This is a genomic window from Sphingomonas sp. OV641, assembly GCF_900109205.1.
Taxonomy (GTDB): domain Bacteria; phylum Pseudomonadota; class Alphaproteobacteria; order Sphingomonadales; family Sphingomonadaceae; genus Sphingomonas.
In genome coordinates this window covers 61,527-75,765 of sequence record NZ_FNZB01000002.1, presented here as the reverse complement: position 1 = coordinate 75,765, position 14,239 = coordinate 61,527, and the positions used below count along the sequence as shown (strand labels likewise).

The window sequence follows — 14,239 nt, the reverse complement described above, 5'->3', positions numbered from 1 at the left end:
GGTTCAGCTGCGGCGTTCTAAAAAATGCGCATGACTCGCCTTGCACCCCTCTTCGCTGCGGCGGCCGCGCTCGCCTTTCCCGTCAGTGCCGCGACCAAGGACGCGGCCGATGACAGGATGGCAAAGGCGCTGGCCGGTCGCGTCGCTGGATCGCCCGTCCGTTGCATCAGCCTGAGCAGCGTCACTTCCTCCCAAATCATTGGGCGAACGGGCATCATCTACCAGGTCGGCGGCAGGATGTTTCTCAACAGGCCGCAGTCAGGCGCTGACCGGCTGCGCGAGTGGGACGTTCTCCTGACGCGCAGCAACGGCACGCAATTATGTCGTGCCGATACCGTGGATCTGATCGATCAAGGATCCCGCGCGGTTCGCAGCTTTGTCGTGCTGGGCGACTTCGTGCCCTACACGCCGGCGAAGGAACGCTGAGCCTCCAGGTGAGCCGCTTTAGCTCAGCGGCTCACCGGAAATGGTGATGCGGTGCATCAGGCGACGATGGCCGTGGTAGTCGTTCATGGCGTGATGCCATGTTGAACGATTGTCCCAGATCGCGATCGACCCCGGCGCCCATGTCACGCGGCACTGAAACTCCTCCCGCATCGCGACCTGATAAAGGTAGTTCAGCAGCGGCAGGCTTTCCTCGCGCGTCCAGCCATCGAAGTGAAGCGTGAAGGCCGGGTTTACATACAAGATCTCCCGCCCGGTGCGTGGATGGCGGATGATCACGGGATGGACGGCACGGGTGCGGAGGTCGTGTCCCTTCAGATCGCCCGCCTGATCGGTTTTCGAGTAAATGCCGTCCTTGCTGTAGATGTGGTCCGCCGAATGCACCGCGCGCATGGTGCGCAACGTGTCCTTCAGCCCATCCGACAAAGAGTCGAACGCCGCGGACATGCTGGCGAATAGCGTATCGCCACCAGTTGGCGGCGTTTCACGGGCAAGCAGGATCGATCCCATCGCGGGGATCTGATCGTAGCTGTGATCGGTGTGCCAGCCGCCGCCGATATTGGTCTGCTGGTTCTCCGCCTTGCGCACCTCGGCGATCTCGGGATGGCCGCCGTTGGCGGGAAAATAATTGTTGATGTCGATCTCGCCCCAGCGCCGGGCAAAGGCGATATGCTGTTCGGGCGTAAGCTGCTGATCGCGGACAAAGACAAGCCCATGGTAGGCAAGCGCCTGGCGCATGGCATCGAACGTATTCTCGTCTAGGTCGTTCAGGTCCACATGCTTGAATTCCATGCCGACATGTTCGCTGATCGGCGTCGATTGCACCCGGGACAGAAGCTGCGTTGCCATGGATCCTCTCCTTTGTTGTGAGGATCGCTTTACCCCAGCCATTGGCGTCCTATTGTCACCTTCGTGACAGTGGCTGAAGAACTGATCGCGGCTTTGGCGCGTGACGCATGGTTCGACCGCCAATCCCCTGCGATGCAGGCCCGTCTCGCTGCCGCAGGGCGGATGGTGACGCTGCAGCGCGGACAATGGGTGTACAGCCAGGGCGATACGGGCACGGGCCTGTGCGCGGTGCTGAGTGGGGCCTTGCGCTTGGAGGTAGCGCTGAAGGGCGAGCGCGATGTGCTGATCGGCCTTGTGCGCGCGCCGATGATCCTGGGGCAGACACAGCGTCACGGCGGCGGGCCGAGGATCGTTACCGCGCGTGCGAACATGCCTTCGCGCGTGCTGATGATCACCGATGCCGGCCTGGACGCGGCGGCGCGCGAGGAGCCGGATCTTTGGCGCCGGGTGAACGAGCTGGTCTATCGTCAGCTTGAACAGATGACGCGGCTGGCGGCGCATCTGCTGGTGCAAACTCCCGCCGGCCGCGTCGCCCTGCGCCTGTTGCAGTTCGCGGAGGACGACCGGCTGGCCATCAACCAGAGCGATCTGGCGGAAACCACCGGACTATCGCGCAAGACCGTGAATGCGCATCTGGCCGCGTTCGAGCGCATGGGCGCTATCGAGCGCGGCTATCGGCTGATCAGGCTACGCGACCGGGCGGCGCTGGAAGCGATCGTGCGTGGCTGAGGGTCAGCCGATCGGCATGCCGGGTGGGATCGTCGGTTGCAGCGCCTCGTCCTTCAGCGCGGCCGCCAGTGCATCGCGATCGCGCAGCAGGCGCGCGGTGGCGAGCGACCAGGCGCGGTCGTCCGCGTCGGCGAAGCGCTGTTTTGCCTGCGCGTCCGCCCAATCAACCAATGCCTGGTCGAGCTGCGCCCTCGCTTCGGATCCGCTTGCTGAGTGGCGAGCGGCTTCGGCAAGGCTCAGAACGATGCGTGTGCCCACCGCGCGCCGTATCGCGCCGAGCCGCGCATTGGCGTTCGCCGCTTCTGTCAGGGAAAGGAGACGTCGGGCGAGTTGACCCGGCCCTGCGATGGCGGGATCGCGACGGTGCTGATCGGCAAGGCGCGCCAGCCGTGGCGGCGAGAGCAGGGCATCAAGGGTCACTTCGGCACCGACCTGCGCGGCGACCAGCGGATCGAAGACGGCAGCGCCGGCGGTGCGCATCACTTCGATATCGAACTGGCGATCGCCGTCGCCCGACCAGCCGGCAGAGAGCAATGGGATCAGCCGTTCGGGCACATCGAGCGCAGGGGGATCGAGCGTCGCGATCAGGGCATCCAGCGCGCTCGCCTGCGCAGGGCCGGATATCGCACGGGCCGTGCCGTGCCCGTCGCCCGCCATGGCATATTCGGACTCGACGCCGCCGAGCAGCTTCGCCGCAGCCTCCACCTGATAGCGGTGCACCAGCCAGATCGGCACGAACTTGCGGCGCAGGTTCGAGGCCGGTTCGTCGGCGGCGAGTGCCTCCGGGCCGAAGCGTACGATCGCGGCGGCGCGCACCTGAATCATGCGGGTGAGCTCGGCAACGGGATCGGCGCCATCATCCCACAGGCTGCCCCACGGTTGTGAAGCGGAGACGGCGCGCGCATTCTCGTCCGCGACAAAGCGCAAGCCGCGGCGCTGCGCGTCGGCAGCCTTGGTCGCGGCCAGGGCATCGGGATCGCTGCCCGCCTTGTCGCCGTAAAGCCAGTCGATCGCGTACATGTCCCACGCACCAAGCCCGGTGCCATAGGCGTCCGACAGGTCGGGCGCGCCATTCACCAGCCCGATGCGCGGCGCGGGATAGTCCATCACCGAGGCGCGATCCTGCGTGCTGGCCGCGAAATTGTGCAGCAGGCCGAGCGCATGGCCGACCTCATGCGCGGCGAGCTGGCGGATGCGCGCGAGCGCGACCTCGCGCGGGTCGTTTGGCCCGCCCTTGCCGGTCGCGGCGGCACCGACCAGCCCTTCGTAGATCAGCATGTCCTGCCGCACGCGCAGCGAGCCGAGCAGCACCGATCCCTTCAGGATCTCACCCGTGCGCGGATCGGTGACGGCATAGCCATAGGACCAGCCGCGCGTCGCCCGGTTCACCCAGTTGACGACATTGTAGCGGAGGTCGAGCGGGTCGGCGCCCTGGGGCAAAATCTGGACCTGATAGGCATCGATATAGCCCGCCGCCTCAAACGCCTGCTTCCACCAGGAAGCGCCTTCGAGCAAAGCGGTGCGGATCGGCTCGGGCGCGGCATTGTCGATATAGAAGACGATCGGCTGCTTGACGCGCGAGCGGGGCGCGGTGGGGTCGGTCTTTTCGAGCCGGAAGCGATTGGAAAGGTTGCGCACGATCTGGCGACCGAGCGGCGCGCCAAAATCGAGGATCTGCGTTGAAAAACTGCCGCCGCGCGGATCAAAGGTGCGGCTGGTGTAGCCGCCTTCGGGAAGCGCGGCGAAGCTGTGACGGACGACGAGCGTGAACTGGCGCGGATCAGGGGCGATGTTGCGCACCTCAGGCCCGGGCGTGTCGCTGGCGTAGGTCTGACGCGCTTCGAAAACGAGGTTGCGCGGGAAGGCCTTCACCGCGTTGACGTCAGCGGCGCTCAAGTCGCCGACGAGCTTCCAGCCTTTCTCCCCACCGTCCTTGAGCTGATCGGCGATGCCCTTGGTATCGCGGGCGAGGAACGGCGCAATGTCGACCAGCAGGCGGCCATCGGCGCTTGGTGTCACGTCTCCGAGCCAGAGGGTGGAGGTGGCAAAGGCGTCGCTGGCGGCCGCCTGTTCGGCGGGCGAGCCGCCGGTCGCGCGGAAGCGGGTGTTCTCGAGCTCGAACGCGACCTTCTTGCCAAGGCGGCGGACGACAAGGATCTGCGCCGGGCCGGGCGCCGCGCGATCGAGGCCGATGGGGGCGGAGCCGAGCCCGGTGCGCAGCGCGGTGGAGTAGAGGAGCCGGGTGGATATGCCGTCCGCGCCGGGCGCGGGGAGCGAGAGAAGGATGCGCCCGTCGCTGCGATCGAGGTGGATCGGGAGCAGGCCGTCGAGACGCTCGGTGCCGGCGAGTGGATTGCTGGCCTGGGCTTCGGCCGGAAGCGGCGTCACGGCCAGTGCAAGGCCGAGCAGCATCGTCGTGCGGTTCATCGATTAGTCCCCCTGTGCCAGCATCACTAGTAGGACGGACTACGGTTGCCCAGCGGGCGACAGTGGGGAGCCGGGCCTGTACAATCACCCGTCATCCCGGCCTTGAGCCGGGATCCATGGCGCCGCATACTCTGTCGCCCGAGAAAGCAGCACCAGCGTTCGCGGACGGTTGGATCCCGGCGCGAGGCCGGGATGACGGAGCGGGTGAGGTAAGCTTCTAGCTGTTGCGTGCGCTAGATCGCGCCGCGATACCGCGTCCATGACCGACCAGCCCGAAGACCACATCCGTCACAACGAGCGGATGCGCCGCATGAAGGTGGCGCGCGACAAGATGCAGGCGCGGCGAACGCTCGAGCGCGGGCTGCTGCTGGTCCATACCGGCAACGGCAAGGGCAAGTCCTCCGCCGCCTTCGGCATGGCGATCCGCTCGATCGGCTGGGGGATGCGCGTCGCGATCCTGCAATTCGTAAAGGGGACATGGGAGACGGGGGAGCGCAACTTCTTCACCGATCATCCGAGCGACCTCGTCAGCTTCGAGAGCATGGGCGAGGGCTTCACCTGGGATACGCAGGACCGCGCGCGCGATATCGCGGCGGCGCGGCGCGGGTGGGAGCGGGCCAAGGAACTGATCCTCGATCCCGAGATCGACTTCGTGATCCTCGATGAGCTTAACATCGTGCTCGCCGACGACACCCTGCCGTTCGCCGAGGCACTGGCGTTCCTCAAGGAGCGGCCGCTGACCAAGCACATTTGCGTCACCGGTCGCGGCGCCCGGTCCGAACTGGTGGAAATCGCCGATCTCGTCACCGAATTCGGCGAGGTGAAGCATCCCTTCAATGCCGGGTTCAACGCGCAAAAGGGCGTGGAATATTGACGGATCGGCCGCATCGGTCCTACGGCACCGGCCGCGAACGGTTCCCGGAGACGGGATGAAAAGGGAAGTCGGGAAGGGCGCATCGCCCGCACCCGCGCTGCCCCCGCAACTGTGATCGGCGAGTGCCGCCCATCCCAGCCACTGGAGCGATCCGGGAAGGCAGGGCGGCATGATGGACCCGAGAGCCAGGAGACCTGCCGGTCGCACGTCGATCCATCGCGCGGACGGGGTGTGCCGGGCGGACGAGGCCGAAACCCTCGAGCGAGCGACAAGAGGGATCGGCTGACGGACGGCGCAGGCAAGCGCCGGCCGCGGCCCTGTTTGGGGCAAGAACAATGAAGATCATCCACTGGCTGGCGGCATCGACAGCGCTGATCGCCGCGCCGGCGCTGGCGCAGGATCTCGACCGCGATAGTGACATCGTGGTGACGGCGAGCGGCGTGCCGCAGGACGTCGACACTACCGGCCAGGCAGTGACGATCATCGATCGCGACACGATCGAGCAGCGCCAGACGGTCGTGCTGACCGACCTGCTCCAGACCACGCCGGGCATCACCGTCACGCGCAACGGCGGCATCGGCACGCTCACCGCCGTGCGCATCCGCGGTGCGGAGGGCGACCAGACGCTGACGCTGATCGACGGCGTGCGCGTCAACGATCCGTCGTCCACCGGCGGCGCGTTCGATTTCGCCAATCTGCTCAGCGCCTCGGTCGAGCGCGTCGAGGTGCTGCGCGGGCCCAACTCGGTGCCGTGGGGCAGCCAGGCGATCGGCGGCGTCGTCAACGTCATCACGCAGGCGCCGACCCAGGGCCTGCAGGCGCGCGGCAATGTAGAATATGGCGAGATGGATACGCTGTTCGCCAGCGGCGGCGTTTCCGGCAGCTCGGGCATCGTTTCCGGCTCGCTGACCGGCGGTTACCTCCGCACCGATGGCATCTCGGCCTATGATCAGGGCAGCGAGCGCGACGGCTATCGCCAGTACGGCGCCAGCGGCCGGGTGGAAGTGGCGTTCGCGCCCAACCTGCGCCTCGACCTTCGCGGCTATTGGGCAGACAGCCGCACCGATCTCGATGGCTTTCCCGCGCCGACCTATGCCTTCGCAGACACACGCGAATATTCGACCGCGCAGGAGCTGTACGGCTATGCTGGGCTGCATGCCGATTTCGCGGACGGCCGGTCCCGCAACACGATTGCCTTCCAGATCGCCGACATCAACCGCGACAATCTCGATCGCGACCTGGGTGCGGAGCCGCAGTTCATCGGGCGCGGTCGCAGCGAGCGCTACACTTACAAGGGCGATTTCCAGGCGATGGACGCTGTGCGGCTCGTCGCCGGCGTCGAGCATGAGGACACGCGCTTTTCCGACGGGTTCGACCGCTTTAGCCGCGGCGTGACGAGCGTGTGGGGCGAGCTGATCCTGACTCCGGTGGAGGGCCTGGCCGTGACCGGCGCGGTGCGCCATGACGACGACGATGCGTTTGGCGGGCACACCACCTTCGCGGCCAATGCGGCCTATACGCTGCCGACCGGCACGACGCTGCGCGCAAGCTACGCCGAAGGCTTCAAGGCGCCGACACTGTACCAGCTCTATGCGCCCTTCTACGGCACGCCGACGCTCGATCCCGAGACGGCGAAAAGCTGGGATGCAGGCGTCGAGCAGAAGCTGATCGGCGACCAGCTCGTCGCCAGCGCGACCTATTTCAACCGCAAGACGCGCAACCAGATCGACTTCGATTCGCTGACCTTCACGTACAGCAACATCGCCCGCACCCGCGCGGAGGGCGTTGAACTCGGGCTGGTGATGCGGCCGGCGCAAGGCTTCACGATCAGCGGGTCGTATAGCCATATCGACAGCGAAAACCGCAGCGAGGGGTTCGTCGGCAACGATCTGGCGCGCCGGCCCGAGGACACGGTCAGCATGTCCGCCGATTACCGCTTCCCATTCGGTCTGGGGCTCGGCGGAACGGTGCTGGTGGTCGGCGACAGTTTCGACAATGCGGCGAACACCGTTCGGCTCGATGGCTATACGATCACCAACATTCGCGCCGAACTGCCGCTGGGGGATCGCTTCTCGCTGTACGGGCGGGTCGAGAACCTGTTCGATGCCGATTACCGGACGGTGGCGAACTACGGCACGATCGGCCGGGCGGTGTACGGCGGTGTGCGGGTGAAGCTGGATTGACCTTAACCGACCCCTTTTGTCACCCCGGCCTTGTGCCGGGGTCCAGAGTTCCGCGAACTCGCAAGCATGAGGTTTGCGGAACCCTGGATGCCGGGACTAGCCCGGCATGACGGACTAGGCGAGGTAATCAGCAGATGTTCGAACGCGCGATGCTGCTCCTCGCTCTCCTCCTCGCCGGCTGCACAGCCGACCAGCCGGTGCGGCGTGGCGGGATCGTGTCGCTCAACCCGTGTGCGGACCAGCTGCTGCTCGCGCTCGTCCCTCCTGAGCGGATCGCGGCGATCAGCCATTATTCGCAGGACTCGCGCGCTACCTCCATCCCGCTTGACGTGGCGCGGCGGTTTCGCACCACGGCGGGTACGGCGGAGGAAGTGATCGCGCTTTCGCCCGACCTGGTGGTCGCGACGAGCTTCACACCCCCGGCGACCCGGGCGGCCTTCGCGCGGGCCGGGCTGAATACCTTGTATCTCGGCTCGCCCACGACCGTCGCGGCGAGCAAGGAGCAGATTGCCGAAGTCGCGGACGCGCTAAAGGAACGCTGGCGGGGGCAGGTGCTCAACGCACGCATCGACGCGGCGCTGGCCGAGACAAAGAGCGTTGACGCACCGGTGTCAGCGCTATTGTTCATCGGCGGTGATCTGGCGAACGGCGGCGGCACGTTGCTGGACGAGATGATGACGCACACGGGGCTGCGCGATGCCGCGGCAGACTATGGCATCGCGATGACGGGGCGCTTACCCGTCGAAACGATCGTGGCGCATCCCCCTGCACTGATCCTGTCGCCTGATCAGGGCGGGCGAACGGCGGCGATTCGGCGTCGGCTGCTCGGCGCCGAGACACGCGACGTCCCGTTCGCGCGCGACCTCATCAACTGCGGCGGGCCGACTATCCCGGCGGCACTGCGGCGACTGGCCGAGATCCGGCGCGGGGCCGGCGCTTGAGGCGGCTGCACCTGCTGCTTGCCGCGTTGGTGACGGTGCTGTTCGTCGCCTCGCTGATGGCGGGCAAGGCGTGGGTACCGCTCGCCGCTGCATGGTCGGACGACCCGCGCTGGGCGATTGTGACGCAGCTCAGGCTGCCGCGCGCGCTGCTGGGACTGTTGCTGGGCGGTGCGCTCGGGCTGTCGGGGGCGGTGCTGCAGGGATGGCTGCGCAACCCGCTCGCCGATCCGGGCGTGCTCGGCGTCTCCTCCGCCGCGGCGCTGGGCGCGGTGGCGGCGCTGGTGCTTGGCGTGGGGAGCCAATGGGGCGTGTTCGCCGCCGCCATGGCCGCGGCGATCGGCGCCATGGGGCTGCTCGCCGCGCTGACCTGGCGCGCGGAGAGTCCGGCGGCATTCGTGCTCGCCGGGACTGTGCTCGCCAGCCTCGCCGCGGCGCTGACCGCCTTCCTGATCTCGATCGCTCCAAACCCTTATGTCGTCGCCGAGTTGATCGAGTGGCTGATGGGTGCGCTCACCGATCGCGGGCCGGATGACCTGCTGCATGCCGCGCCGTTCATGGTTGTGGGAGCGGCGCTGCTGCTCCTGACGGGGCGCAGCCTCGACGCGCTGACGCTGGGGAGCGAGGCGGCGCGTTCGCTTGGTGTGGACCTCAGGCGATTGCAGGCACTGGTGATCCTGGGGACGGGCCTGTCCGTCGGCGCCGGCGTCGCGGTGACGGGCGTGGTAGGGTTCGTCGGCCTGGTGGTGCCGCATCTGCTGCGGCCATTCGTGGCAGCGCGGCCGTCGGCGCTGCTGGTGCCGAGCGCGCTCGGCGGCGCGGCGCTGGTGCTTGGCGCGGACAGCCTGTGCCGGCTGGTCCCGGGGCCGGGCGAGGTGCGGCTGGGGGTGGCAATGGCGCTGATCGGCGCGCCGTTCTTCCTCGCGCTGTTGCTGGGGGAGCGGGGGCGGTCTTGGAGCTGAACGCTGAAGGGCTGACCGTGGCGCTGGGCGGGCGCCCAGTGCTGCGCGACGTGTCGGCGGCGTTCGTTCCGGGGCGGGTCACGGTGGTGCTCGGCGCCAATGGGGCGGGGAAGAGCACGCTGCTGCGCGCCGCCGCCGCGCTGGTACCCGCCGCTGCGGGACGGGTGGCGCTCGATGGCAGCGATGTGGCGGCGATGCCGCCGCGGGAGCGGGCGCGGGCGATCGGCTATCTGCCGCAGGATGCCGTGGTGCACTGGAACATGCGGGTGCGCGACGTGGTGGCGCTGGGGCGGCTGCCGCATGGCGACGGCGGACGGGCGGCGATCGACGCGGCGTTGCTGGCGACCCGGACGGCGGATCTGGCGCATCGGCCGGTGCGCGAGCTGTCGGGCGGGGAGCGGGCACGCGTGCTGCTGGCGCGCGTGCTGGCGGGCGAACCGCGCTGGCTGCTCGCCGACGAGCCGCTCGCCAGCCTAGATCCGCTGCACCAGCTGGAGACGCTGGCGCTGCTGCGCGGTGCCGCGGTCACGGGGATGGGAGTGGTTGTGGTGCTCCATGATCTGACCCATGCCGCGGCAGTCGCGGACGAGGTACTGCTGCTCAAGGAAGGGCAGGTGCTCGCGCACGGGCCGGTCGAGGCGGTGATGACGGGCGATCATCTCGCAGCCGCTTATGGTGTCGGGGTCGAGATCTTGATGCGCGGCGACGGGAGGAGGGTGATCGTGCCTACACGTCCGATCTAAGGGCTTCTTGAACATATAAAGATATCTTTATATGCTGCGCGCTATGCCCAGCCACGCCAGTCTTGCGCCTGATGGCGCCCGTGAAGCCCTGCTCGCCGCCGCACGCGAGCGCATTCTCGTCACCGATGGCGCGTTCGGGACGGAGATCCAGAACTGGAAGCTTTCCGAGGCTGATTATGCCGGCACGCTGGGGCTGAGCCATGACCAGAAGGGCAACAACGACATTCTCGCGCTGACCAAGCCGGAGGTGCCCGAGTCGATTCACCGCGCCTATTTCGAGGCCGGTGCGGACATCGCCGAGACGAACACCTTCTCGGCCAACCGCATCAGTCAGGCCGATTATGGCGCGGAAGGCCTGGTGCGCGAGATCAACATGGAAAGTGCGGCGATGGCGCGGCGCATCGCGGATGAGTTTGCCGCGCGCGACGGGCGGCGGCGCTTCGTCGCCGGGGCGATCGGACCGACCAACAAGACACTGTCGCTCTCGCCCGACGTCAACGACCCTGGCTTTCGCGAGATCGACTTCGATTACCTGAAGCAGGTGTATCGCGAGCAGACCGATGCGCTGATCGAGGGCGGCGCCGACTTCATTCTGATCGAGACGGTGTTCGATACGCTCAACGCCAAGGCGGGGGTGATGGCGGCATCCGAAGCCGCCGAAGCGTTCGGGCGCGACGTGCCGCTCATGCTGTCGATGACGCTGACCGATCTGTCGGGGCGTAACCTGTCCGGCCATACGGTGGAGGCGTTCTGGCATGCCGTGCGCCATGCGCGGCCGGTGACGATCGGGCTGAATTGCTCGTTTGGGGCGGAACAGCTCCGCCCGCATGTGAAGACACTGAGCGAGATCTGCGACACGCTGATCATGGTCTATCCCAACGCCGGCCTGCCGAACGAACTGGGCGCTTATGACGAGGCGCCGGCGACGACGGCGGGGCTGGTGAAGGAATGGGCGGTCGCCGGGCAGGTTAACGTGCTGGGTGGCTGCTGCGGATCGACGCCGGCGCATATCAAGGCGATCGCGGATGCGGTGCGCGGTTTGACGCCGCGCGTAGTACCGACGCCGCCGGTGCGCACGCGGCTGGCGGGGCTCGAGCCGTTCACCATGGCTGCGTGACCTGACTCCCTCTCCCCGCTTGCGGGGAGAGGGTGGCCGAGCCGCAAGGCGAGGTCGGGAGAGGGGCAGTGTGGGGGCGTGACGCTCGTAACTGCCCCTCTCCCCGACCCTCTCCCCGGAGGGGAGAGGGAGAAGACGTGACCCTCTCCCGCAACCGGGGAGAGGGAGAAGGAAAAACGATGACCACCTCCTCCACCCAATTCGTCAACATTGGCGAGCGCACCAACGTCACCGGATCGGCGGCGTTCAAGAAGCTGATCATGGCGGGCGATTACGACGCCGCCGTCACCGTCGCGCTCAACCAGGTCGAGAATGGCGCGCAGGTGATCGACGTCAACATGGACGAGGGCCTGCTCGACGCGGTCGAGGCGATGACCACGTTCCTGAAGCGCATCGCCGCCGAGCCGGACATCGCGCGCGTGCCGGTGATGATCGACAGTTCGAAGTGGGACGTGATCGAGGCGGGGCTGAAGTGCGTCTCCGGCAAGCCGATCGTCAATTCGATCAGCATGAAGGAGGGCGAGGAGAAGTTCCTCGCCGAGGCGAAGAAGTGCATGGCCTATGGCGCGGCCGTCGTCGTCATGGCGTTCGACGAGGTCGGGCAGGCCGATACCGAGGACCGCAAGGTCGAGATCTGCCAGCGTGCCTACAAGCTGCTAACGGGGATGGGCTTTCCGCCCGAAGACATCATATTCGACGCGAACGTTTTCGCGGTGGCGACCGGGATCGACGAGCATAACAATTATGGCGTTGATTTCATCCAGGCGGTGAAGCGCATCAAGGCGAGCTGCCCGCACGTCCATTTCTCGGGCGGACTGTCCAATCTGTCGTTCAGCTTCCGCGGCAACGAGCCTGTGCGCCGCGCGATGCATTCGGTGTTCCTCTATCACGCCATACCCGCCGGGCTGGACATGGCGATCGTGAACGCCGGGCAGCTCGACGTTTATGACCAGATCGATCCCGAGCTGCGCGAGGCGTGCGAGGATGTGATCCTCAACCGGCCGGCGCGCAACGAGGACGAGACGCCGACCGACCGGCTGATCCGCATCGCCGAGCGCTACAAGGGGCAGAAGGGTGGCGCAGCGGACGACAAGGCGGCGCTCGAATGGCGGACGTGGCCGGTCGAGAAGCGGCTGGAACATGCACTGGTAAAGGGCCTCGATGCGTTCGTCGTCGAGGACACCGAGGAAGCGCGCCAGCAGGCCGCCAAGCCGATCGAAGTGATCGAAGGCCCGCTGATGGACGGCATGAACGTCGTCGGCGACCTGTTCGGTTCGGGCAAGATGTTCCTGCCGCAGGTGGTGAAATCGGCGCGCGTGATGAAAAAGGCGGTGGCGCACCTCCTCCCCTTCATCGAGGCGTCGAAGGAGCCGGGGGCGAAGGGCAAGGGCAAGATCGTGCTCGCGACCGTGAAGGGCGACGTGCACGATATCGGCAAGAACATCGTCGGCGTGGTGCTCCAGTGCAACGGGTTCGAGATCGTCGATCTGGGCGTGATGGTGCCCTGGTCAAAGATCCTCGACGCCGCGAAGGAGCATGACGCCGACATGATCGGCCTGTCGGGGCTGATCACCCCGTCGCTGGACGAGATGGTAACGGTGGCCGAGGAGATGAAGCGCGCCGGCATGACCATGCCGCTGCTGATCGGCGGCGCGACCACCAGCCGCGTGCATACCGCTTTGCGGATCGATCCGGCATACCAGGGCGCGGTGGTCCATGTGCTGGACGCAAGCCGCGCGGTCGGCGTGTGCACCTCGCTGGTCTCGGAATCGCAATCGGCCGAGTTCGTCAGCCGAACCAAGGCGGAATATGAGGACGTGCGCGTCAAGCGCGCCAATGCGTCTGGATCCAACCTCGTGTCGCTTGAGAAGGCGCGCGAGAATGGCTTCGTCGCCGATATGGCGCTGAAGCCCGCAGCGCCGCTTCAGCCCGGTATCCACCGCTACGACGATTGGAGCCTGATGGACCTGCGCGAAGCGATCGACTGGACCCCGTTTTTCCGCTCGTGGGAACTGGCGGGCAATTATCCGGCGATCCTTGAAGACGAGATCGTGGGCGAGAGTGCCCGCTCCTTGTTCGCGGACGCACAGGCGATGCTCGACACGATCATCGCGGAAAAGTGGCTCACCGCGCGCGGTGTCGCGGCGCTTTGGCCGTGCCACCGCCACGGCGACGACGTGTTCGTGCAGCACCGCCATTCCGACGATCATCGCACCCCCGATGGCGGCAGCGTGCCCGAGCATATTCGCGTGCCTGATCTCGATCGAAGCAACGAGGAGAGCCGGCGCTTGTGCTTCCTTCGCCAGCAGGTCGCGAAACGTGAGGGCCGGGCGAACATGTGCCTGGCCGACTTCATCGATCCGCAGGGCGACTGGATGGGGGGCTTCGCGGTGGCGATCCACGGCATCGACCCGCATCTGGCGCGCTTCAAGGCCGAGACCGACGATTACAACGACATCCTGCTGAAGGCGCTGGCCGATCGCTTCGCAGAGGCCTTTGCCGAGCGGCTGCACCAGCATGTGCGGACGACCTTGTGGGGCTATGCGCCCGACGAGCAACTGACCAACGAGGCGCTGATCCGGGAGCAGTATCGCGGCATCCGCCCGGCGCCGGGCTATCCCGCGTGCCCCGATCATACGCTGAAGCCCGAGTTGTTCGACATGCTGGCGGATGGCACTGGCGATGTTGCGGGGATCACGCTGACCGAGAGCATGGCGATGCTGCCGACCGCGGCAGTATCAGGCTTCTACTTCGGGCACCCGGACGCGGCCTATTTTGGGGTGGCGCAAATCGGGCAGGATCAGGTGGCGGACTATGCCGCACGGCGGGGATTGCCGAAGGATCAGGCGGAGCGCTGGCTACGGCCCAACCTGAGCTGATCCACTTTCTCCGTTCGTGCTGAGCTTCTCGACGGACGTGCCGGGAGCGGTGGCGCTTGTGGCACGCCCCTTCGACAAGCTTCGGGGTAGGGTA

General features: G+C 66.9%; 11 protein-coding genes and 1 riboswitch. Of the genes, 9 read left to right on the top strand and 2 right to left on the bottom strand.

The genetic code is table 11. From position 1 onward, the window contains the following. Positions 1–30: 30 nt before the first annotated feature. Positions 31–426: a hypothetical protein gene (locus tag BMX36_RS11235; protein WP_093066319.1), complete on the top strand. Its 396-nt coding sequence runs from the start codon at positions 31–33 to the stop codon at positions 424–426. Between the two features lie 18 nt (positions 427–444). On the opposite strand, the gene BMX36_RS11230 is transcribed toward BMX36_RS11235, so the two are convergent. Then, the gene (locus BMX36_RS11230; RefSeq protein WP_093065606.1) at positions 445–1,293 is read right to left on the bottom strand and encodes a TauD/TfdA dioxygenase family protein; all 849 of its coding nucleotides are present in this window, start codon (positions 1,291–1,293) and stop codon (positions 445–447) included. 69 nt (positions 1,294–1,362) lie between these two features. Here BMX36_RS11230 and BMX36_RS11225 point away from each other — a divergent pair, with 69 nt between their 5' ends. Continuing rightward, positions 1,363–2,022 (top strand): Crp/Fnr family transcriptional regulator, encoded by a 660-nt coding sequence (locus BMX36_RS11225; protein ID WP_093065604.1) that lies wholly within the window; start codon positions 1,363–1,365, stop codon positions 2,020–2,022. Positions 2,023–2,025: 3 nt separating this feature from the next. On the opposite strand, the gene BMX36_RS11220 is transcribed toward BMX36_RS11225, so the two are convergent. After that, positions 2,026–4,449 (bottom strand): zinc-dependent metalloprotease, encoded by a 2,424-nt coding sequence (locus tag BMX36_RS11220; protein ID WP_093065602.1) that lies wholly within the window; start codon positions 4,447–4,449, stop codon positions 2,026–2,028. Between the two features lie 259 nt (positions 4,450–4,708). Between BMX36_RS11220 and cobO the strand changes: the two genes are divergently transcribed. From cobO to metH, 7 genes are all read left to right on the top strand, one after another. After that, entirely contained in the window at positions 4,709–5,323 is a 615-nt protein-coding gene (cobO, locus tag BMX36_RS11215; protein WP_093065600.1) for a cob(I)yrinic acid a,c-diamide adenosyltransferase, read from the top strand. Between the two features lie 21 nt (positions 5,324–5,344). Continuing rightward, a riboswitch (cobalamin riboswitch) is annotated at positions 5,345–5,540 on the top strand. Positions 5,541–5,658: 118 nt separating this feature from the next. Next, positions 5,659–7,506 (top strand): TonB-dependent receptor plug domain-containing protein, encoded by a 1,848-nt coding sequence (locus BMX36_RS11210; protein WP_093065598.1) that lies wholly within the window; start codon positions 5,659–5,661, stop codon positions 7,504–7,506. 134 nt (positions 7,507–7,640) lie between these two features. After that, positions 7,641–8,447 (top strand): ABC transporter substrate-binding protein, encoded by an 807-nt coding sequence (locus BMX36_RS11205; RefSeq protein ID WP_093065596.1) that lies wholly within the window; start codon positions 7,641–7,643, stop codon positions 8,445–8,447. After that, positions 8,444–9,406, top strand: a complete 963-nt coding sequence (locus BMX36_RS11200; RefSeq protein WP_256210771.1) for a FecCD family ABC transporter permease — start codon at positions 8,444–8,446, stop codon at positions 9,404–9,406. Before BMX36_RS11205 ends, BMX36_RS11200 begins: the two co-directional genes overlap by 4 nt. Next, entirely contained in the window at positions 9,397–10,149 is a 753-nt protein-coding gene (locus BMX36_RS11195; RefSeq protein WP_093065594.1) for an ABC transporter ATP-binding protein, read from the top strand. Before BMX36_RS11200 ends, BMX36_RS11195 begins: the two co-directional genes overlap by 10 nt. Positions 10,150–10,180: 31 nt before the next feature. After that, positions 10,181–11,266, top strand: a complete 1,086-nt coding sequence (locus BMX36_RS11190) for a homocysteine S-methyltransferase family protein (RefSeq protein ID WP_256210770.1) — start codon at positions 10,181–10,183, stop codon at positions 11,264–11,266. A gap of 179 nt (positions 11,267–11,445) precedes the next feature. Further along, positions 11,446–14,145 (top strand): methionine synthase, encoded by a 2,700-nt coding sequence (gene metH / locus BMX36_RS11185; RefSeq protein ID WP_093065592.1) that lies wholly within the window; start codon positions 11,446–11,448, stop codon positions 14,143–14,145. The last annotated feature ends 94 nt before the right edge of the window (positions 14,146–14,239 follow it).

Excerpts from the sequence above, each read along its gene's own strand:
- metH (WP_093065592.1), top strand. The coding sequence starts at position 11,446 with ATGACCACCTCCTCCACCCAATTCGTCAACATTGGCGAGCGCACCAAC.
- BMX36_RS11230 (WP_093065606.1), bottom strand. The coding sequence starts at position 1,293 with ATGGCAACGCAGCTTCTGTCCCGGGTGCAATCGACGCCGATCAGCGAA.
- BMX36_RS11210 (WP_093065598.1), top strand. The coding sequence starts at position 5,659 with ATGAAGATCATCCACTGGCTGGCGGCATCGACAGCGCTGATCGCCGCG.
- BMX36_RS11235 (WP_093066319.1), top strand. The coding sequence starts at position 31 with ATGACTCGCCTTGCACCCCTCTTCGCTGCGGCGGCCGCGCTCGCCTTT.
- BMX36_RS11190 (WP_256210770.1), top strand. The coding sequence starts at position 10,181 with ATGCTGCGCGCTATGCCCAGCCACGCCAGTCTTGCGCCTGATGGCGCC.
- BMX36_RS11205 (WP_093065596.1), top strand. The coding sequence starts at position 7,641 with ATGTTCGAACGCGCGATGCTGCTCCTCGCTCTCCTCCTCGCCGGCTGC.
- cobO (WP_093065600.1), top strand. The coding sequence starts at position 4,709 with ATGACCGACCAGCCCGAAGACCACATCCGTCACAACGAGCGGATGCGC.
- BMX36_RS11220 (WP_093065602.1), bottom strand. The coding sequence starts at position 4,449 with ATGAACCGCACGACGATGCTGCTCGGCCTTGCACTGGCCGTGACGCCG.